General features: G+C 58.5%; 18 protein-coding genes. 6 read left to right on the plus strand and 12 right to left on the minus strand.

Going from position 1 to position 20,669, the window contains the following annotated elements; translation table 11 throughout:
• Window positions 1-225: 225 nt before the first annotated feature.
• The 3 genes from HWU94_RS06685 (at window position 226) to HWU94_RS06695 (ending at window position 5,808) form a co-directional block, all read left to right on the plus strand.
• Complete coding sequence (locus tag HWU94_RS06685) at window positions 226-3,372, plus strand: type I restriction endonuclease subunit R (protein ID WP_185173035.1); 3,147 nt, start codon at window positions 226-228, stop codon at window positions 3,370-3,372.
• Window positions 3,373-3,745: 373 nt separating this feature from the next.
• A complete protein-coding gene (locus HWU94_RS06690; protein WP_185173036.1) occupies window positions 3,746-4,291 on the plus strand; it encodes a hypothetical protein in 546 nt (181 codons plus the stop codon).
• Between the two features lie 341 nt (window positions 4,292-4,632).
• The gene (locus tag HWU94_RS06695; protein ID WP_221625831.1) at window positions 4,633-5,808 is read left to right on the plus strand and encodes a hypothetical protein; all 1,176 of its coding nucleotides are present in this window, start codon (window positions 4,633-4,635) and stop codon (window positions 5,806-5,808) included.
• A 264-nt stretch (window positions 5,809-6,072) separates the two neighbouring features.
• On the opposite strand, the gene hisF is transcribed toward HWU94_RS06695, so the two are convergent.
• The 10 genes from hisF to pnuC all read right to left on the minus strand — a co-directional run bounded on the left by hisF (window position 6,073) and on the right by pnuC (window position 15,434).
• Window positions 6,073-6,834, minus strand: coding sequence for an imidazole glycerol phosphate synthase subunit HisF (gene hisF, locus HWU94_RS06700; RefSeq protein WP_185173038.1), 762 nt, complete (start codon window positions 6,832-6,834; stop codon window positions 6,073-6,075).
• An 81-nt stretch (window positions 6,835-6,915) separates the two neighbouring features.
• Window positions 6,916-7,761 carry an ATP phosphoribosyltransferase gene (hisG, locus tag HWU94_RS06705; RefSeq protein ID WP_185173039.1) on the minus strand — a complete coding sequence of 282 codons (846 nt, stop codon included), beginning with the start codon at window positions 7,759-7,761 and terminating at the stop codon, window positions 6,916-6,918.
• A 24-nt stretch (window positions 7,762-7,785) separates the two neighbouring features.
• A complete protein-coding gene (locus HWU94_RS06710; RefSeq protein WP_135012131.1) occupies window positions 7,786-8,049 on the minus strand; it encodes a phosphoribosyl-ATP diphosphatase in 264 nt (87 codons plus the stop codon).
• A 54-nt stretch (window positions 8,050-8,103) separates the two neighbouring features.
• Window positions 8,104-9,465: a threonine/serine exporter ThrE family protein gene (locus HWU94_RS06715; protein ID WP_185173040.1), complete on the minus strand. Its 1,362-nt coding sequence runs from the start codon at window positions 9,463-9,465 to the stop codon at window positions 8,104-8,106.
• Window positions 9,466-9,625: 160 nt separating this feature from the next.
• The gene (locus HWU94_RS06720) at window positions 9,626-10,804 is read right to left on the minus strand and encodes a thermonuclease family protein (RefSeq protein ID WP_185173041.1); all 1,179 of its coding nucleotides are present in this window, start codon (window positions 10,802-10,804) and stop codon (window positions 9,626-9,628) included.
• Between the two features lie 224 nt (window positions 10,805-11,028).
• Window positions 11,029-11,499, minus strand: a complete 471-nt coding sequence (gene ribH, locus HWU94_RS06725) for a 6,7-dimethyl-8-ribityllumazine synthase (protein WP_185173042.1) — start codon at window positions 11,497-11,499, stop codon at window positions 11,029-11,031.
• Window positions 11,500-11,589: 90 nt separating this feature from the next.
• The gene (locus HWU94_RS06730) at window positions 11,590-12,213 is read right to left on the minus strand and encodes a GTP cyclohydrolase II (RefSeq protein ID WP_185173043.1); all 624 of its coding nucleotides are present in this window, start codon (window positions 12,211-12,213) and stop codon (window positions 11,590-11,592) included.
• The gene (gene ribB / locus HWU94_RS06735; RefSeq protein WP_185173044.1) at window positions 12,203-13,516 is read right to left on the minus strand and encodes a 3,4-dihydroxy-2-butanone-4-phosphate synthase; all 1,314 of its coding nucleotides are present in this window, start codon (window positions 13,514-13,516) and stop codon (window positions 12,203-12,205) included. The genes HWU94_RS06730 and ribB overlap by 11 nt, the downstream gene beginning before the upstream one ends.
• Before the next feature lie 161 nt (window positions 13,517-13,677).
• On the minus strand, window positions 13,678-14,721 hold the full coding sequence (gene ribD / locus HWU94_RS06740; protein ID WP_185173045.1) for a bifunctional diaminohydroxyphosphoribosylaminopyrimidine deaminase/5-amino-6-(5-phosphoribosylamino)uracil reductase RibD: 1,044 nt from the start codon (window positions 14,719-14,721) through the stop codon (window positions 13,678-13,680).
• A gap of 2 nt (window positions 14,722-14,723) precedes the next feature.
• Window positions 14,724-15,434, minus strand: coding sequence for a nicotinamide riboside transporter PnuC (pnuC, locus tag HWU94_RS06745; protein ID WP_185173046.1), 711 nt, complete (start codon window positions 15,432-15,434; stop codon window positions 14,724-14,726).
• A gap of 424 nt (window positions 15,435-15,858) precedes the next feature.
• Here pnuC and HWU94_RS06750 point away from each other — a divergent pair, with 424 nt between their 5' ends.
• Together HWU94_RS06750 and HWU94_RS06755 are read left to right on the plus strand one after the other, a co-directional pair.
• On the plus strand, window positions 15,859-17,280 hold the full coding sequence (locus HWU94_RS06750) for an MFS transporter (protein ID WP_185173047.1): 1,422 nt from the start codon (window positions 15,859-15,861) through the stop codon (window positions 17,278-17,280).
• Between the two features lie 68 nt (window positions 17,281-17,348).
• Window positions 17,349-17,651 carry a hypothetical protein gene (locus tag HWU94_RS06755; RefSeq protein ID WP_185173048.1) on the plus strand — a complete coding sequence of 101 codons (303 nt, stop codon included), beginning with the start codon at window positions 17,349-17,351 and terminating at the stop codon, window positions 17,649-17,651.
• A 6-nt stretch (window positions 17,652-17,657) separates the two neighbouring features.
• On the opposite strand, the gene HWU94_RS06760 is transcribed toward HWU94_RS06755, so the two are convergent.
• Together HWU94_RS06760 and rpe are read right to left on the minus strand one after the other, a co-directional pair.
• Window positions 17,658-18,452 (minus strand): hypothetical protein, encoded by a 795-nt coding sequence (locus HWU94_RS06760; RefSeq protein WP_185173049.1) that lies wholly within the window; start codon window positions 18,450-18,452, stop codon window positions 17,658-17,660.
• Between the two features lie 6 nt (window positions 18,453-18,458).
• Window positions 18,459-19,124 carry a ribulose-phosphate 3-epimerase gene (rpe, locus tag HWU94_RS06765; protein WP_185173050.1) on the minus strand — a complete coding sequence of 222 codons (666 nt, stop codon included), beginning with the start codon at window positions 19,122-19,124 and terminating at the stop codon, window positions 18,459-18,461.
• A 169-nt stretch (window positions 19,125-19,293) separates the two neighbouring features.
• On the opposite strand from rpe, the gene HWU94_RS06770 reads away from it, so the two are divergent.
• On the plus strand, window positions 19,294-20,646 hold the full coding sequence (locus HWU94_RS06770) for a Na+/H+ antiporter family protein (protein ID WP_185173051.1): 1,353 nt from the start codon (window positions 19,294-19,296) through the stop codon (window positions 20,644-20,646).
• Window positions 20,647-20,669 lie beyond the last annotated feature (23 nt).

Raw genomic sequence — 20,669 nt, forward strand, 5'->3', positions numbered from 1 at the left:
CTAAATCAGGCAACTTGTACATTCGATGCACAACATTTGTACATCGAATGTACAAGTTGTTAAGCATGCAATATACAAAATTCAACTCTTTGGCGGGTTTGCTGCTTCATAAATTCCCGATTCTCTGCCGAGCTTCTAAACTAAGAACAGTTAGTTTTTGCCCGGTATTTGTCTAGTTTGTTGCCTAGGGTTAATTCCCAGTCCAGCAGGTCAGGAGCCGCCCACATGTCTCGCACCCACCTTGAACGTCCTCTCCAGCAAGACATCTGCGCCTACCTGGCCGCTCACGGGTGGGTGCATTCCCCCAACTCCGCAGGCTACGATGCCAGGCGCGCCCTCTACCCCGCCGACGTCCTCACCTGGCTACAAACCAGCGACCCCAAAAACTACGCCACCCTCATCAAACCCGGTACAAACCCCACCGCCCAGCAGGCCCAAGAAAACCGCCTACTCGACCGGCTCATCACCAAACTCGCAGCCCCAGAAGAACAAGGCGGCGGAACCCTCAACGTCCTGCGCAAAGGCTTCAGCGTACCCGGCGCACGCCGTCCCTTCCACCTCCTCGCCTACCCACCCCAAGACAACCGCAACCCCGAACTCACCGACCTCTACCACAAGAACATCCTGCGCGTCGTCGAAGAAGTCCGCTACAACCCAGCAGATGAAACCGCCCGCATCGACCTCGTGCTCTTCATCAACGGCCTACCCGTAGCCACCATCGAACTCAAAAGCGAATACACCCAAACCCTCCAAATCGCTATAGATCAATACCGTACCGACCGCGATCCAAAAACCTCACCCCTGCTCCAAGAACACCGCGGCGCCCTCGTCCATTTCGCCCTCTCCCAAGACGAAATTGCCATGACCACCAAACTGGCAGGAAAAGCAACCAATTTCCTCCCCTTCAACCGCGGAGCCAACGGCGGCGCAGGCAACCCCATCATCGACGGCAAACTCGCCACCAGCTACTTCTGGGAAGAAATCCTCGAGCCCAACACCTGGATCACCATCCTCACCAAATTCATCTACACCAACCATCAAAAAATCACCGACCCGCTCACCGGCAAAACCACCCACAAAAGCCACATCAGATTCCCCCGCTACCACCAGTGGCGAGCCGTCACCAAACTCGTCCAGGCAGCCCGCACCGAAGGCGCAGGGAACAAATACCTGGTGCAGCACTCGGCGGGCTCCGGCAAAACCGACTCCATCGCCTGGACAGCCCACCGGCTCTCCAACCTCCATACCCCAGACGGCGAGCGCGTCTTCGACTCCGTCATCGTCATCGCCGACCGGCAGGTGCTCGACCAGCAGCTCCAGGACGCCATCGACCAGCTCGTCACCACCGCCGGCACCTTCCAGCCCATTACGCGCGGCAGCGGCGATTCCAAATCTAAGCAGCTCGTCGAGGCACTGACCACCGGCGTGCCCATCATCGGCGTCACCCTGCAAACCTTCCCCTTCGCCCTGGCAGAAATGACCAAGGAGGGCGGCCAGCTCGCCGGTAAGCACTTTGCGATTATCGCGGACGAGGCGCACTCCTCCCAGTCGGGTAAGGCAACCGACTCCATCAAGGAAATGCTCAACACCGAGATTGACGCCGGTATCGAAGAGTCAGACCCCGAAGCTGACCAGGTGGCCCTGACCAAGATGGCCCAGCGTGTGGTGGGTGAGGGCCACCAGGTGTCCTTCTTTGCCTTCACCGCAACTCCAAAGGCAAAGACCCTTGAGGTCTTTGGCCGACGGGCTGACGGCACCGGCCCCCACGAGCCCTTCGACCTCTACCCCATGAAGCAAGCCATTGAAGAGGGCTTCATTCTTGACGTGCTCAAGAACTACACCACCTACCAGATGGCAGCCAAAATCGCCCAGAAGAACGAGGACAGCGGGGCAGACGAAGAAATCGACATCCGCAAGGGCACCAAGAGCCTCATCAATTTTGTGGAGCTGCACCCCACCAATGTTGCCTCCAAGGTAGCGGTGATTCTTGAGCACTTTGAGGGCCGAGTCAAGCAGGAACTCGGCGGTAAAGCCAAAGCCATGGTGGTGACGTCCTCACGCGCTGCTGCCGTGCGCTACCAGCGGGCTTTCGAAAAAGCTATCGCCGAGAGGGCCCTGCCCCTGAAGACGCTGGTTGCTTTCTCCGGTGAACTGCCCGACCCCGACGTTGAGGTAGTGCCCGGGGTGGATACACCCACCGTAACTGAGGCGTCCATGAACCCTGACCTCAAAGGCAGGAACCTCGCTGAGGTCTTCAACCAGGACGGCCAGCATATTCTAATCGTGGCCAACAAGTACCAGACCGGCTTTGACCAGCCCCTTCTGGTTGCCATGTATGTGGATAAGAAGCTCTCGGGCATCACCGCAGTGCAAACCCTCTCCCGCCTCAACCGCCGGGCTGACGGCAAAGAGAACACCTATATTCTGGACTTCGTCAACGACCCCGAACAGATTCGCGCCGCCTTCGCCGAGTACTACGAGGACGCCCGCATCGAGACTGAATCGGACCTCGACCTGGTTGCCAAACAGGTCGACAAGCTCGACGCGGCCGGTATCTACAACCGGGCAGATGTGGAACAGTTCTGGGAAAAGTGGGTTGCCCCCGGTGCCCGGCAGGCGTCCTTTGACTCCCTCATCTCCATACCCGTGCAGCGGTTTGTGACGCGCTGGCGGGCAGCGCAGGAAGGGATTGACGGTTCTACTGACCGAGCCGCCCTTGAGGTACTGCTGGAGTTCCGCTCAACCCTCGCCCAGTACGTGAAGTCCTACGCCTTCTTCTCGCAAATCTTCAACTTCGGCGACCCCTACTACGAGAAGCTCTCTGCCTTCGCTGACCTGCTCGCGCGCAAGCTGCGCCGGTTTACCCTCGATGAGGTGTCGCCCGAGGTAGTGAACGTGGACGACATCGTGCTCACCCACTACCGCCTCGAAAAGCTGCGCGAAGAGGAAGACTTGAAGCTCTCGTCTTCCCAGGCGGCTGGCCTGCAGGGCATGACGGAGGCCGGCCTCGCCAGTATTCAGGAGCGCGAGCGCAAGGCCCGCTCTGAACTGATTGAGAAGATTAATAAGTACTTCCACGGCCTTGATTTGAGTGACGAGCACCAGGTGGGCTTTGCTACTACCTTCGTGGCTGAGGCGGCCAAGGACGCCGGGCTCAAGCAAAGCGCCATGGCCAATACCAAGGTGGATTTTTACCACTCGAAGAATGTGCGCGTTGGCTTGGCGAATAAGCTCTGGGACTACAGCTCAGATACTGCTGACCTGATTGACCACGTGCGCAAGCTGCCCCCGGAGCAGTTCGTGGAGTTCATGCTCGAAATGGGCCTGTACGAACTGCTGCGGGGCGAGAAGGTGGAGGAGCTGAGCCGCTAGATTCGTATTCTCTGGGAAGCCAGAACAAGGTTAACGGCTGTGCGTTCTCCCCTTCCTCTTCACAGAAAAGAATAGGAGCGATAGGCTGTACATCAGAGAATAGTTACGTCATGCCTAGGATGGGAGGATAGGAAATGACCACTAGCACCGCTAACATTGCAAGGATTCAATCAGCGAAGACTGGTAGATGGGTATCAAAAACCAGTAGTAAAACTATAGCTCGTCGCCTATCTGCTGAGCCTATGCGTGGCACAGATGGTCTGACAGACGAAGAGCGTGCTGTCTATGCCCAACGGGCAAAATCAATCCACAATAGTCTGCCTGCAGAAGACCTCGAAAAAGCTTTCGCCCGTCTATCTCAGTGAGGGAAGCTATGACTACGGTAGCGTTCCCTCTGCCTTCTAGCTATCAACAGCAGATAGAAGGATGGGTCTGCACCCAGCCAGAAAAACAGGCTTATATGCCGGGTAGAGGTAGATTCCATCCCGCGCCTTGGGAGCTTGCAGTACAGTCGCTCATCAGGACCACCCGTATTTCAAAGGTAGCTAGAACTCCTCATGAAATGCTCGTTGGGCTAGTTACTGAAGGTCAGCTTCTTGCAGTTGCCTACATTGATTACAGTTCTTCCCGCAAGGCATTTCATATTGCCTATTTATCAGTTCGTATCGACCACCAAGGATACGGTTTATCTCAATATTTGCTCGCTGCTTGTGTAAGTGCAGTTCAGAGTACCTATTTCTCAGATATAGAGACTCAGATTAACAATGCTATTAGGTTCTACTGTGAGGTTGATTCCCGTAATAGGGCGTCAATTTCTGCACTCCATGCATTTGGGTTCAGCTTGGCTGGGTCTGTGACTACAAGCCGTGAAGAAATCCAGACCTTTATTTATCAGGCACCTATTTCGGACCAGCTTTAGAAGCCACTACCGTATTTTGCACCCCCGCCGCTCGGATTGCGTCCGTCTCTTCGTCGAAATAGAAGGTATAAGTTTCGGTCACAAGGCCAGCAACTAATTTTACGGCTGAAAAAGTGTTCGGCCAGGACAAGATAAAACATACAAAAACAAGTACTGGGTTATCCGGTATTGCTGATATTTTCTCACTGCAAGGCCTGTCCGATGGGTCACAGCCCGGGGGGGCACATCGAGTGATAGTATAATTTACGAAGTTTGTAGCAGAGAATATCCTTACTTTGCATGTGCTTCTTCACAGAAGGGACGATACAATGGGCCATTTTATTAGTGACAACGAGGTCCGTATGACTAGCTCGATTAATGAGGACATCTCTTCACCTGAAGAAGAGAAAAAACATGTAAAACAAGAAGTTAAGCGAATTCGAGAGTTTGTATCCAAGCTATCGATGGATGATTTAAAGAGCGGAGACTGGTTCGCAAAACTGCTTGCATACTCTCTCAACCAATATGCGACTATGGTTGATGCGGAGTATTTCAAAGAGAAATACCCGAATCTTCCTCCCGACGCTATCGTCGATGCCCGTATCAAAATGGCTGCGAACTACGCAGCTATCGAGGGGGCGCTTAGCTCAAGTGCTTATACAGGTGCTGTTATTGCAACAATCGGTTCGGGTGGTGGTTCTTCGCCGTTGACTCTACCTGCTGGCGGCGTGAGTTTCGTCATCGACTTGAGCTATACCTCCTATTTACAACTCCGCATGACACATGATATTTCAGTGCTCTATGGGATACCACTGGATATAAATGATCCAAATGATACTTGGAAACTGGTGAAGCTGGCATTCGGAATCAAGGCTGGTGAAGCTACTGGTGGTGCGGCGATGAAGGCATTACCTGCTTTTATCCGTCCTATCATCAAAAAGATATTCAGCGGCGCTACACTTACAGCAGTTAGGAGCCTTCCAGTTGTAGGGAAGTACCTTCTTCAGCGCAACATCATTAAATTCGCTATCCCCGGTGTTTCTGTTCCCTTAACAGTTGCCGTAAATCGATGGATGACTGTAGCGGCAGGAGAACGAGCCAAGATCTTACTTCGTAGAGAAGCACAAATCATTGAAGCCTCTCGACGAATTGTCGACCATGCCGAACATATTGAGACATTACTCGCGACTTTATGGTGGATTATGAATATTGACAAAACCATCAAAGACGAGGAACGACTTCTTCTGCACTACCTCACTGTTTTTGCTGAGAAAAACGATGATAGAGGAGAAGAATTTCAGCAATTTATCAATTCTTTCAAGAGCCAGATAGAAATAGACGAAGAAAATCTGTGGAAACTGATTAAATCAGTCTCAATCGAAAGCGCTCCGAAACTTTACCGGGCTGCTGTAATTGCGGCTGCTGTTGATGGAAAAATCAGTAAGCAAGAGTTCGAACTTCTAAAAATTCTCGCTGAGCGCCTTGGTCTCACACATGACCAAAATTTAATCGATGAGATCAAACGCCAGTGGAAGTAAATACCCAGCTGAATAGAAGTTGGTTAGGGGAAAAATCTATTTGAGTTGAAGAAGTAAGGCAAGCCAGGCTCACAGCGAAGCTGCTGGCTCGATGAAGTGAGCGGGTGCGAGCGCGCGAGCACACAAGAGCGAACGCAATCCGCCGTCAGGCGGGGCGTGAGGGTCAGGCTTGCGCCTATTCCGCCCGCAGATTTATTTCCTCGCGCGCTCGGAATCTGCTGGGCTCCATCCAGCGTGAGCCTGGTGCGCCTTACTCGTCTTCTCCTACCGTACTTCGTACCCTGCCGCTCGGATTGCGTCCTTCACTTCGCCAATGCTGACCTCGCCGAAGTGGAAAATGGAAGCTGCGAGGACGGCGTCCGCGCCTGCTTCGATGGCGGGTGGGAAGTGCTCGGCTGCGCCTGCGCCGCCCGAAGCAATCAGGGGTACGGTGACGACAGAACGCACCGCGCGAATCATGGGCAGGTCAAAGCCGGCCTTGGTGCCGTCGGCGTCAATGGAGTTCAGCAGGATCTCGCCCACACCACGCTCCTGGGCCTCAGCAACCCATTCAAGCAGGTCAAGGCCGGTGGATGTACGGCCGCCGTGGGTGGTTACCTCATAGCCTGACGGGGTAGCATCCGACTTCTTAGCGTCCGCCGAGAGCACCAGCACCTGGGACCCAAACCGCTCGGTAATCTCGTTGATCACCTCGGGCCGGGCAATAGCGGCAGTGTTGATAGAGGCCTTATCGGCGCCGGTGCGTAGCAGGCGGTCGACGTCCTCAGCGGTGCGCACTCCCCCGCCCACGGTCAGCGGGATAAAAACCTGTTCAGCGGTTGACGACACCACATCGAAGGTGGTCTGACGGTCCGAAGAAGAGGCGGTGACGTCCAGGAAGGTCAGCTCATCGGCGCCCTCAGCGTTGTAGCGCTTGGCGAGTTCTACCGGGTCGCCAGCGTCGCGCAGACCCTCAAACTTGACGCCCTTGACCACGCGGCCGGCGTCCACATCAAGACACGGAATAACACGAATGGCAACACCCACGGGCGCGCCCCCTTTCCTTGAAAGCAAAACTGAAGCGGCGGCGTCCGCCCATATCAGGGGCAAGGACGCCGCCGGGTAAAGTTACAGGCGCGCAGCCTGAATGGCGGTGACTAGGATGCCGCGGCCGCCGATGTCGTAGAGGGAATCCATGACCTTATTCGCTGCCTTGCGCGGCACCATGGAGCGCACAGCAACCCAGCCCTCGCGTGAGAGCGGCGAGATGGTCGGGGCTTCAAGGCCGGGGGTCAGGGTGGTGGCAGCCTTAAGGTTAGCCTCTTCGATGTTGTAGTCAATCATCACGTACTGGCGGGCAATCAGCACACCCTGCAGGCGGCGCTGGAGGCGCTCAAGACCGGCGTGGTCCTCAACGCCGGGGCGCTTAATCAGCAGGGCCTCGGAGCGCATAATCGGGTCGCCAAAAGGTTCCAGGCCGGCTGCGCGCATGGTGTTGCCGGTTTCCACGACGTCGGCGATCGCGTCCGCAACGCCCAAACGAATCGAGGACTCAATAGCACCATCCAGGCGCACCACCGACGCGTTGATACCGGAGCGTTCCAGATAGTCGGTCAGCAGACGCTTGTAGCTGGTGGCGATGCGCTTACCTTCAAGTTCGGACGGGTCGGTGTAGGTACCGGCGGGCCCTGCCAGGCGGAAGGTGGAGCGGGCAAAATCGAGCTTGAGCGCTTCCTCAGCGTGGGTGCCGGAGTCGAGCAGCAGGTCGCGACCGGTGATACCGACATCCAGGGTGCCCTCACCCACGTACACGGCGATGTCGCGGGGGCGCAGGTAGAAAAATTCAACCTCGTTGTCCTGATCAACGAGCACCAGCTCGCGGGAGTCGCGGCGCTGGAGGTAGCCAGCCTCGGTCAGCATGGTGATGGCAGCCTGAGAAAGCATGCCCTTATTAGGAACTGCAACGCGCAGCATAGGTTATTCCTTCGCAGTGATGGTTTAGAGGTACTTGTAGATATCTTCGGGAGTCAGTCCCTTGGCGATCATCATGCACTGCAAATGGTAAATCAGCTGTGAAGCCTCTTCAGCGAACTCGGCGTCAGACTGGAATTCAGCGGCCATCCAGACTTCCGCTGCTTCTTCTACGATTTTCTTACCGATAAAGTGCACGCCTTTGTCGAGTTCCGCAACGGTGCCGGAGCCCTCAGGGCGGGTTTCAGCCTTTTCGGCTAGCTCTGCGAATAGGGTTTCAAAGTTCTTCACGGTCTCTAGCGTACCGCTCTTTGAGGTGCTGGCGTTACCGGGCAGGTTTAGATTTCATCTTTCGGTCACTTTTGAAAAGGGCTTGCTGAAGACCGGCAGAATAATATCTTGGGCGTTCAGCTCATCGACCATGACCTTGTCGAATTTTTCCCCGGGTTTAGTCTTGCTGAACTGTGCCCGGCGAATACCCCACATCAGTTCTGATAAGAGATACTGGCCCGCGGTTCCACCCACCGACAGGCAGTAGGTGGTCAGCAGGGCCTGCCCCAGGGTTTCCAGAGCGCCGTCGGTAGCAAAGATAGTGCCTAGAATTCCCTGGTAGATGAGCATGCCCGGGAAGAGCGGCAGAAAGGCCACCGTCATAATGGCGTTAGAGGTTAGACGCAGGGGCTTTGAGAGAAGGACGCAGGCCCCGCCTACCAGCACAGCTGTCAGGGCGATAGCCCCATAGGGGGTAAGCCCCAGTGCCTCTATTACAAGATAGAGACCGTGAGCCAGTAAGCCGGTGGCAGCAAGCACCAGCAGCTGCACCTTTCTGCCTCCGCAAGTCAGGGCAAAGCCCAGACTGACCAGCGCGGCCCCTAGCAGGGGGTCAAGAATCTGGGCTGTTTCGGTATCGAGGGTGCGAATAAACCGGAACTCATCATCAACGAACCAGCCGGCCACCCCGATACCGAGAGCCACACCTGTTACCAAACCTGCCGTGCATATAAGGGCGTCCAACAGGCGTCCTACCGCAGACAAATACCAGCCCATGATGGAATCCTGCACCGCAGCATAGGCGGCAACCCCAGCCAGATAGGCGGCTAGGGACGAGACGACGGTGATGGCGACGTCCGCCCCGACGGGTGACACCAGGTTGAAGAGGGTTGCAACCGTCACCGCCACGAACCCGGCCAGGGCGTAGCGAAAAATGCCGGGTGCCCGCGCAATTTTGACCCACCGGTACACAGCCGCAACGAGCACGGAAGCGAGGAAAGCGCCCACGGTTGTGAAGTTACCTGCCCCGAGCAGCTGGCTAAACCCGATACCCAGCAGACCTGACCCCAGCAAAGAAACACCCCAGTGAACGGGGTGAAGGCCGGTGTCCTCTTCTTCCAGTAGCTCGATAGCCCGATTTGTGGTGATGTCACCGGTGAGTAGACCTTCAATTATTTTCTCGGTCTTGGAGCGCCACTGAATTGCTAGGCTGCCGGGGGCGATGTCGAAGATTTCGGTGTAAGGAAGCTGGCCCTCGCCGCGGGAATCGCTGATGATGAGCTGACCCATGGTGACGCTGACGGTCACGCCGCGCAGGCCAGCCGCTGAGCTTATTGCGAGGAGGGTTTTTGTGGTGGTTGCAGAGCTGGCTCCGCTGCGGATCAGTGATTCCCCGAGCAGAGCCAGTAGCTTATAGGTGGGTGCGTTATGTGTCATGGTTTATCTGACCACAAGCTTACCCTGCTTACTACTTTTAGACCTGCTTGAGTGCCACCACGGTTCTAGAGCTAAGCTCCTGGACCTGAAAAACAAGCATTTCAATGCAATAGCTCTCCTGCCTTCTAAGAAGACAGAAGAGCTATTTTGTCTAAAAGAATTAGCGGTTCGGGCAGGGGGTCCAGCTCTTACCACCGGGTGCATAGCAACGAGGCCCAGTATAACCGGGGTAAGGGTTAGTGTCCGGTGCAGGTGCGGAATCAGGCGCCGGGGCGGGCTGATTCAAATCAGGTGCCGGGTTTGGAGCTGGCTGATTCAGCTGTGCCTGCCGTTGACGCTCTGCCTCGGCTGCTTGTTCGGCAGCAAGTCGTTCAGCTTCTGCTTGAGCAGCGGCTGCTTGCTCAGCGGCAATCCGATCAGCCTCAGCTTGAGCAGCGGCTGCTTGCTCAGCGGCAATCCGGTCAGCCTCAGCCTGCGCATCGGTTGCTTGCTCTGCAACCTCATTGGCAAGTCCTTGCTCTTCAGCAGCATTTGATTCAGCATCATTGACATTATCGTTTTGCCCCGACGCTGGATTCGTCAGAGTCTCTTTCTTAGTCTTCGCTGTACCAACTAATTCAGTTAATTCCGAAACAATTTTTCCAACTTTATTGGTCTTCGAAAGACCTACAAGAAATGCGTACTCAGCTTCAGAAGGAATCTCATTCAACAAATCTATGAGTTCAGTTGCTTCTTCCATAACAGCTTCGACCTCTTCCACAGTCTCAGCTGCTGCGAGCTCTTCATGCAGTGCTTTTGCCTGTGCGGGAATGCTACAAGCAACGTTAGAATCGAATAAACCTACGCCTGAGTTAGCCGCACTGTTCTGAGCATTAAGCACTCTTTGATAGAACTTTGAATTAGGCTCAAAGACTACTGCAGTACCTAAACCGGCACGAGCAATCTCTTCATTCACAAACTCACCGTTAGAGAGGAATACTCCAGCCAGCGTCCTGCCGAATTTATCTGTTTTCTCTACATCATATTCAAGAGTAACTGCAGTACCTTCAGGTAGTTTTCCTTCAAGGAAAGTAGCTGCTTCAGGACCTAAACATTGCACGTTTTTATTTGGATGCTTAGTTTCAGGTGTGTCCACGTTGAGAAGTCTTACTCGTGTTTCAGTTCCTTCAAGTGAAACGTCAACAGTATCTCCATCGATAACTCGAATAACTGTTGCAGAAGCAGTTGTAGAGCTCTCCTTAGAAGCAGCAGCAGTCAGTGGTTCTTTGGAGCTGGAGCAACCTACCAAGCCTAAAAGGCTAACTAAAGTAAGGGCAAGAGTGCGATGTATAGCGGGCACGATTCACTTCTTCCACGGAATTGTGTGTTGTGTATAGATTTCCTTCAGATAAAGGCTCAACACAACTCTATAGCACCTAGCACTCGTCCAAATTTTCCGTTAGGTCAGCTCGTTAAGATTTTCTATTATTACTAATAGATCAACCCCAAATATACTGGGATGCCAAGTTCATGGTGCGTGAACCTGGCATACCTTGATATTTTGAGGGCAGATGGATAAGACGGTTAGAGTTGCTTGAGTGCCACCACGGTTTCCAGTGCCGCTGCCATGGCCTCGTAGCCCTTGTCTTCGGTGGAGCCAGGCAGGCCAGCACGGTCGATGCCCTGCTCTTCGGTGTCGCAGGTCAGCACGCCAAACCCGACGGGGGTTTTGGTTTCTACAGAGACCTTAGTCAGGCCGCTGGTGGCGGCGTCGCAGACGTAGTCAAAGTGCGGGGTTCCGCCGCGAATGACCACGCCCAGGGCTACGAGCGCATCGTACTTCTCAGCCAGGGTTGCAGCGGCTACCGGCAGTTCGAAGGTGCCGGGCACGCGCACGATGATCGGTTCGATACCGGCGTCCGCTGCGGCGCGACGGGCACCGTCGAGCAGGCCGTCCATAATCTGGGTGTGCCAGGACGCCGCAATCACGGCGACCTTCAAACCTGCGGTGTCAGCGGGGTTGAGTTTGGGGGCGGGTGCTCCTGCTCCGCTCATGGTGTTCTCCTTAGGGTTGGGTTTGGGGTAGGTACCAGCTAATTCAGAAATGACCACAAACTAGATGGGTTTTTCTGACTCAGATGGTACCTAGTTGAGGATGTGGCGCATACGGTCGCGTTTGGTGGCGAGGTAGCGCTCGTTTTCGGGCCGGGGCGCAACAATATCGGGCACCAGCCCTGTCACCTGCACTCCTAGCTCGGTCAGGGCTTCTGCCTTGGCCGGGTTGTTGGTGAGTAGGCGGACGCGGGTCAGCCCGGCTGCTTTCAAGATGGCGGACGCCTGGGTGTAGTCCCGTGCGTCTGCTGGGAAGCCCAGGTGTAGGTTGGCGTCGAGGGTGTCGTCCCCGGCGTCTTGTAGGGCGTAGGCTCTCAGCTTGTTGACCAGGCCGATGCCTCGCCCTTCGTGCCCGCGCAGGTAGAGCACAGAACCGCCCAGCTCCTGTACGGTGGCGAGGGCTTTTTCGAGTTGGGGCCCGCAGTCACAGCGGTAGGATCCCAGTAGGTCGCCCGTGGCACATTCGGAATGGAGCCGCACCAGGTGGTCTTGCCCTTCCTGCGCAGGGGTGAGGGGGCGTCCGTCCGCGCTGACTGCGGTGGCGAGCATGTGCTCGGTGCCGTCGGCAAACTCGTAGGCCGATACGGCGAAGGTGCCGTGAGGGGTGGGTACCAGCACCGGCTCGCTGCTGGCTACCAGGGTGTTTTTATCGGTCATCGTCGCGCTCCTGCAGGTAGGTGACCAGGTCAGCGATGGAAATCATGGGCATGTTGTGCTGGGTGGCAAAGGCACGAAGGGCATCGAAGCGCATCATGGTGCCGTCGTCGTTCACGATTTCAGAGATTACGCCGACTCCCGATAGGCCCGCGAGCAGGGAGAGCTCTACCGCTGCTTCGGTGTGGCCGGGGCGCTGGCGCACTCCCCCGTCGACTGCCCGCAGGGGTAGGACGTGGCCGGGGCGGGTCAGGTCACCCGCAGAGGACGCCGGGTTGGCAAGTACCTGCACGGTGCGGGCCCGGTCGGCGGCTGAGATGCCGGTGGTGACACCGTCGCGGGCGTCGCAGGTGACGGTGTAGGCGGTGCCCTTGGCGTCCTCGTTCACTGCGACCATGGGCGGCAGGTTCAGGGCATCTGCCCGGGCGGCGCTCATAGGGGCGCAGATGACGCCGGAAGTGTAGCGGATGGTGAAGCCCATGAGTTCAGGGGTAGCGTGTTCGGCGGCGAAGATGATGTCGCCTTCGTTTTCGCGGTCTTCGTCATCGACCACGACGACGGCCCCGCCCCGGGCAATTTCGGCAACTGCCCGATCGATGGTGTCGAGGGCGGCGGCGCGGTGTTCCCAGCCACCAGCGCTACCGGTGGGGGTAACGCCCAGGCCGGCAACCGACCCCGATACCGCCAAAATACGCTGCACATACTTGGCGAGGGCGTCGGTTTCGAGGTTGACGGTATCGCCCACGGTCAGCTCGCCTAAGGTGGTGGCTTCTAGTGTTGCGGGGATCAGACCTACCTCGAACCAGTGGGTGTCGGCCTGCGGGTGGGATACGGCGGTGACGGTCAGCGACGCACCCGAGACAGTAATAGAGCCCTTCTCGGTGAGGTGGGCTGCCATATCCCGCGGCACGCGCACGCGCACGGTACGCCAGGATTCGTGGTCTTCAACCTTGACCACGGTGCCGAGCCCGTCCACGTGACCCTGCACGACGTGACCGTCAAAGCGGCCGTCGGCTGGCATGCAGCGCTCAAGGTTGACGCGTGCGCCAGGGGCCAGCTGCCCCAGGTTGGTGCGGCGCAGGGTTTCACCCATCATGTCGGCGGCGAAGTAGCCGTCGGCAAGCTCGCGGGTGCGGGTAGCGGTCAGGCAGACGCCATTGATGGCCAGGGAGCCGCCGTGTTCCAGGTCGTCGATAATCGGACCCGCCTTGATGGTCACAACGGCTGATTCGACCCGGCCCGAGCTATCGAGTACGGGTTCAAGAGATTCTACGGTGCCGACAGCGGCAATGATTCCGGTAAACATAAGAAGTCTTTCAGAACTTATGAGATTTTCTGTGGGATAGGAGGCGTGACAGGCTCACGCTCGCTGCCGACCCTCTCGCTGGTTCGCTAGCGCTCACAAGCGATTCACGCCAGCCCCGAGCCAGCAGCTTCGCTGTGAGCCTGCCTCGCCTCCCCAAATTTCTACGGAGCAGGTACAAACCGGGTGCGGACGTCCGTTCCCAAGGTTTGCACTGCCGGGTAGTGGGTGAGGTGGTCAAGCTGCCAGCGCCCCGCCTGGTTCAGGCTGGTGATTCCGAGGTCGCCCAGGGCTGGTTTTCCGGCGCCGAGCAGCAGGGGCGCTCGATACCAGTAGAGTTCGTCGACGAGGTTGGTGCGGATGAGGGCGGTGATGAGGGTGGGGCCGCCTTCTACCATGAGGTGGCATACTCCCCTGGCGTGTAGGTCGGTGAGTACGGTGGCTAGGTCGCGGGTGCGGTAGTGCAGGGCGCTGCCCTCTGCTACAGAATGGGCCAGGTGGCTACCCTCTAGCAAAGCGCTTTCTCCCACCACCACGCGCAGGGGCTGGTGCTCGGTGAGCTGCCCGGTGCCCGTCCTTGCGGTGAGTTGGGGGTTATCAGCTTGCACGGTGCCGGTGCCGACCATGATGGCGTCGGCGCGGGCGCGCAGGGCGTGGCCGTCGGCGCGGGCTTCTTCCCCGGTGATCCACTGGCTTGTTCCGTCGGCGGCTGCGATGTAGCCGTCGAGGGAGCTTGCGATTTTGGCGGTGACAAAAGGACGCTTCCCGGCAGCTGCTGCGAACCAGCGGGCGTTGAGGGCGTAGGCTTCGTTCTCGAGTACCCCGCCGCGCACGGTGATGCCCTGGGAGCGCAGGTAGGTGGCTCCCCCGGCGGCGTCCTCGGTGGTGTCGGCGTAAGCGTAGACGACCTCGGCGATACCGGCCTTGGCGATGGCGACCGAGCAGGGGCCGGTGCGGCCGGTGTGGTTGCAGGGTTCTAAGGTGACGTACATGCGGGCCCCGCGCACGTCGATGCCGGCTTTGCGCGCATTTGCTAGGGCGTCGGCTTCGGCGTGGGGGCTGCCGGCGCCGCGGTGCCAGCCGGTGGCAAGCAGCTGCCCGGTGGCGTCCACAATTACTGCCCCGACCAGGGGGTTAGCCCCGCGCACGCCCTTGCGGGCCTTATCGAGGGCAAGGCCCATTGCCTGGGTGTCGGTAAGGTGTGCCATGGTTAGCGTACGTCGACGGTGGGGTCGGGGAAGGCTGTTTCGACCTCAACCTTGCCCATTTCGCGGTTGCGGGTGCGCCACCAGACGAAGAAGCCGGTGAGGGTGAAGGCCCCGTAGAAGAGGTACATGAAGGCGCTGGCGTAGTAGCCTGCTGACCAGAGCAGGGGCACGCCGACCACGTCCACGGCGACCCAGACCAGCCAGAACTCTACCCAGCCCTTAGCCATGCCGTAGGTGGCGAGTAGAGAGCCGGTGAAGATCCAGGCGTCTGACCAGACCGGCTCGTAGGATCCCAGAGCGCGGAAGATAGGGGTCAAGGCACCTGTGCCGACCAGCATGAAGGCGACCATGAAAGCTCGTTCGCGCCAGCTGGCCCACTGGGGAATCACTGCTGCCTGGCCTGCGTCGCCGGTCTTACGGGTTTGGTTCCAGCGGTACCAGCCCCAGACGGAAACGGCGATAAACATGATCTGGCGGCCTGCCTGCCCCAGCAGGTTAGCGGTGCCGTAGGTTGACCCGAAGAGGGTGCCTAAGAAGACGGTGAGCAGAAGCAGGTTGCCGAGGATACCGACGGGCCAGGCCCAGACTTTGCGGCGCATGCCGCCGAGGGCTGAGAGTAGGCCAAAGATGTTGCCAAGGACTTCGCGCACCAAGAGGGACTGGTTTTCGCCAATCGCAATTTGAGCGTCGAAGAGCCACCGCAAGAAATCCATAAAAAACTCCCAAAGCGAGTGGCTCCGGGAGAACAAATCGAGGGTACCCGGCCTTGGCTGGCTTCGGTGGGTGTCGGTGAGGACGCCGGTGGGCCAGGCAGTCGGGTACGGCAGGTGCCGCGGGGGGTACCTTACGGTTTGCTCGTGCTACCTTCCATCCAGACTGTACTGTCTGCCAAGGAATTCCACCTTGCAGGTATCGGGCACGTGGATGTGCCGTCAATTAGCGGGCTGTCACCGCAGGTTCGGATTTTCACCGGGTCCCGGAGCACGATATGTATATTTACTCTTCAAGTTATAGCACGGCCGGGGGCTGTAACCGTCATATTGTGACTTATTCCCGCTATCTGGTCGGGTGCGGGGGCTCCCCCGAAGCTCCTACTGATAAAGTCAGTTTGACCTTATTTCCTGCCCCCTGAGCCACATGACTTCCCCGCACGAAAACCAGCTCCGGGCGTCCGCGCCCGGCCAACTCACTACCGCCGCGACTGCTGATGCCCTCAACACCAACTCTCTGAGCGCCGAGCAGCTCACTTCTACCCTTGATCAGCTCCCGGTAACCCGCCGCCATGCCCGCCTGCTAGGGGTAACGGGTATCGGCTGGGCCCTGGACGCCATGGATATCGGCCTTATCTCCTTCGTCATGGCTGCCCTAATTGCCCACTGGGGTATTAGCTCGGGTCAGGCATCGCTGTTGGGCTCTATCGGGTTTTTGGGCATGGCGATTGGTGCCACCCTGGGCGGTCGCTTATCGGATAGGTTTGGGCGGCGCGCAATCTTTGCGGGCACGCTTCTGGTCTACGGGCTGGCTACCGGTTTTTCTGCCCTCGCTACGACCTTTGCCGTTCTGCTGGTGCTGCGTTTCATCGTGGGGTTGGGGCTCGGCGCTGAGCTGCCGGTAGCCTCTACCTATATTTCTGAGTTTGCCCCGCGGGCTGTGCGCGGGCGCATGGTCGTTGTTCTTGAAGCCTTCTGGGCGGTCGGCTGGATTCTCGCTGCCCTGATCGGCACCTTCGTCGTGAGCCGCTCCGAGGACGGCTGGCGCTGGGCTCTTGCCATCGGCTGCGTCCCTGCCCTCTACGCCCTGGTGGTACGGTGGGGGCTCCCCGAATCGGTACGCTTTCTCACCCGACGCGGCGACCTGGCCCGCGCCCGGTCCGTGGTTGCCGGTTTCGCTGCCTCCCCGCCCTTGCGGGCAGAAGCTGCGCGGACGCCGTCCGCCCCCGCCGCTGCCGGGCAGGATTCGGCCGAGCTGGGCCAGGCAACCTCCATCTGGTCAGCGGCGCTACGCCGCCGCACCCTTGCCTTCTGGGTCATCTGGTTCTGCATCAATCTTGCCTACTACGGGGCTTTTATCTGGATTCCCTCGCTACTGATTCAGCAGGGCTTTAGCCTAGTCAGCTCTTTTACCTTCACCCTCATCATGACCCTGGCCCAGCTACCGGGCTATGCGGTGAGCGCCTGGCTGATTGAGCGCTGGGGCAGGCGTTCTACCCTAGCGACCTTCTTGCTGGGCTCAGCGCTGGCAGCGGTGGCCTACGGCCTATCGAACGAGGTCTGGGCGCTGGTAGCTAGCGGCTGCATGCTCTCCTTCTTCAACCTGGGTGCCTGGGGTGCCCTCTACGCCATCGGGCCAGAACTCTACCCCGGCCACCTGCGCGGTTCCGGCACGGGTGCGGCTGCCGGGTTCGGCCGTCTAGCCTCTATCACCGCTCCCCTGCTCGTGCCCGCCCTGCTGCCGCTGGTAGGTATTTCGGGGCTCTTTGTTCTGTTCGCTCTAGCCTTCTGTACGGCAGCTGGCGCAACCTTCCTGCTGCCTGAAACCCGCGGCAGGCAGCTCGCCTAACCCCGAGACGGTCATCAGTCGCTACACTTGAGGTGCATAAAGTTTTCTACCCCGACCTTAGGTGAGCTGTGTCTGACGCGAAACCCGCCAATATTCAAAAACGTGATACCACCTTCAAGCAGGAGCACGGTGCCGTGGCGCACCTGGTCAAGCGTAAGCCCGAGCAGGCTGTCGCCCGTGCTGTGAAGGGCGCCCAGAAGCTGCTGGACGAGGGCCAGGGCAAGCAGGCCCTGAACGTACTGACCCTTGCAAAGCCCGTACTGGTTACCGGGTCTAAGGACGCCGCAGCCTACTACACCATGCTGGCCACCATCCACCGCTCTATGGGCAACGAGCAGGCAGCCGAGCGGGCCGAGAAGAACCTGGTCTAAGGCTCACTAGCTGCCGGGGAGCCGGGTCAGCAGCTCCTTTACAAAGGCCTCGTTATCGGTATCCCCAGCGGCGGCGTAGTGCTCCGCCGACTGCACCAGGTAGCCCTGGGCGGCGTCCGCGTCCCCTTCCTGAGCTGTGACCAGGGCAAGCAGCTGGTAGGTCTCGGCGAGAAAAGCCTGGTCCCCCAGCTCCTCAGCAAAACCGAGGGCTTCGCTGAGCAGGGGACGGGCGGCGTCCGTATCCCCCACCGCCAGCAACCCTTGAGCCTGGGCATTGCGCACGTGCATGAGCTGAACCGTATGATTGCCCGCGGCGTACAGCTCGTATGCCTGGGTCAGATAGCCCTGGGCACCAGCTTCATCCTGAGCCTGGCGGGCAAGTCCCGCCAGGGCCACCAGGTTATGGGCCCGACCCTCGGCATTCCCCTGAGCTTCATAGCCGCGCAGCCCCTGGGTGTACCAGGTTTTGGAGCGCTCAAAGTCGCCCAGTTCAGCGTGCAGGGAACCCACCTCGGTGGCGAAGTCGGGCAGCTGCTCGGCATCAGGTTTAGCCTCGGCCAGTAGGGCGTGGGCGCGCGTAACTTCTGTGAGAGCTGGCGCGAGATTCCCCAGGTCGCGGTTGACCTCGCTCAAAATCTTCAAGGCAAGAATCTGCCCGAAGACTTCGCCAGCGCTCTCAAAACCACCGGCGGCGGCCTGCAGAGCGGGCAGGGCATCGGCCAATTGCCCGGCAGCGATGAGCTCCTGGGCACGGGCTAGCTCGCGGTCGGCTTCTTCAAGGGGAGTAAGGTTCTGGGTCATGGCTTCCTAGTGGGTGTGGGCGGACGCGGCAGCCCGGCGCAAGCCCGCGATAGCGGCTTCGAGGTCGTCCGCACCGTAGACAGATGAACCGGCAACAAAGCAGGTGGCACCGGCCTCGGCCGCCCGCACAATTGTTTCTTCGGTGATACCACCGTCAACCTGCAGAATCACTTCAGCCCCTGAGCCCTCAATAGCGGCGGCTGCCCGCTTAATCTTGGGAAGGGTGACGTCAAGGAAGGCCTGGCCACCGAAGCCCGGTTCAACGGTCATAATCAGGAGCATATCCAGTTCGCTGAGCATATCCATGTAGGGTTCAACGCCGGTGGCAGGGCGCAGGGCCATGCCCGCCTTAGCACCGCTTTCACGCAGGGTGCGGGCCAGTTTGATGGGAGCGATAGCGGCCTCGGCGTGGAAGGTCACCGACTCGCAACCAACCTCAGCGTAGGCAGGGGCCCAACGGTCGGCGTCCTCAATCATCAGGTGCACATCAAAAGGAATGGGCGAGACCTCTTTAAGGCGCTTCACGACCGGCAACCCCCAGGTCAGGTTGGGAACGAAGTGGCCGTCCATCACATCGATATGGGCGGCGTCAGCGGTCGAGATAGCGGTGAGCTCCTCCCCCAGCCGGGAGAAGTCAGCGCTCAAAATGGAAGGGTTAATCAGGCAGGTCATAGGGATCCTTTCGTTGCCGTTCTTATACCCATCGTAGTGCCGAGAAGGCACAGGGCACAGAAAGCAAGGCCCGTCACAGTCCAACTGGTGGTTTTGAGGGCTAGCGAATAAGCCGGACAGACTAAACTTTGTACGGTCTTTTACATACTTATTCAAAGGTTTGGATTATATGAACTCGGTTCTGCTTGCGGTCCTGGTCATGCTCGTCCTCTCCGCAGCACGCGTACACGTCGTCCTGGCGCTCTTTATCGGCGCTCTCGTGGGTGGTCTTGTGGGCGGGCTCGGGCTAGATGGCACCATGGTCGCCTACCAGGAGGGGCTCTCCGGCGGCGCTATGCTGGCGCTCTCCTACGCCCTGCTCGGTGCTTTCGCCATGGCGGTTTCAAGCTCGGGCCTGCCCCAGCTCATCGCCAACGGCATCATTGCCAAGGTCGGCTCAGAAAGCTCAAAGACCAACCATCGCATCGAATACACCGTCAAGTGGCTGCTGCTGGCCGGTATTCTGGCCATGTCGATTATGTCGCAGAACCTGATTCCCGTTCATATCGCCTTCATTCCGCTGATTATTCCGCCCCTGCTGGCTGTCTTTAACCGCCTGAAGCTAGACCGCAGGCTCATTGCCTGCGTGCTCACCTTCGGCCTGGTCACCACCTACATGTACGTGCCCGTAGGCTTCGGCGCGATCTTCCTGAACGATATTCTGCTGGGCAACATCAAACTAGCCGGTATGGATACCAGCGGCATCAACGTCATGACCGCCATGGCAATCCCGGCCCTGGGCATGGTCATTGGCCTGCTGATTGCGGTCTTCTTCAGCTACCGCAAGCCCCGCGCCTACCAGACCGTTGAGCTGGCGCCCACTGAGAGCACAACCACCGAGGTTAAGAAGTTCAACGTGGTCGTCGCGATCATTGCTATTGTTGCAACCTTCGTGGTTCAGGTGGTCATGCAGTCCATGGGTACCGAGGCTAACTCCTTGCTGGTTGGCGCCCTGGTGGGTCTGACTATCTTTATGGTGACCGGTGCGGTCAAGTGGAAGGAGGCCGACGACGTCTTCACCGCGGGTATGCGTATGATGGCCCTGATCGGCTTCATCATGATCTCGGCCCAGGGTTTCGCGGCGGTCATGGATGCCACCGGCGACGTTGACCCCCTGGTGACCACCGTGGCTGACCTCTTCGCGGGCAACAAGGCAGCAGCTGCCATGGCCATGCTGGTGGTGGGCCTAATTGTGACGATGGGTATCGGCTCGTCCTTCTCTACCCTGCCCATCATCACCACCATCTACGTGCCTCTCTGCCTGGCCCTGGGCTTCTCGCCCCTGGCTACGGTTTCTATTATCGGTACCGCAGGTGCCCTGGGCGACGCGGGCTCCCCCGCCTCCGACTCCACTCTGGGCCCCACCGCCGGTTTGAACGTGGACGGCCAGCACGACCACATCCGTGATTCGGTGATTCCCACCTTCATCCACTACAACATCCCCCTGATGATTGCAGGTTGGGTGGCTGCAATGGTTCTCTAGTCGCCCTGTGCCCTTATATTCAG

Origin of the sequence: Rothia nasimurium, assembly GCF_014217215.1 — a bacterium.
Taxonomy (GTDB): Bacteria; Actinomycetota; Actinomycetes; order Actinomycetales; family Micrococcaceae; genus Rothia; species Rothia avistercoris.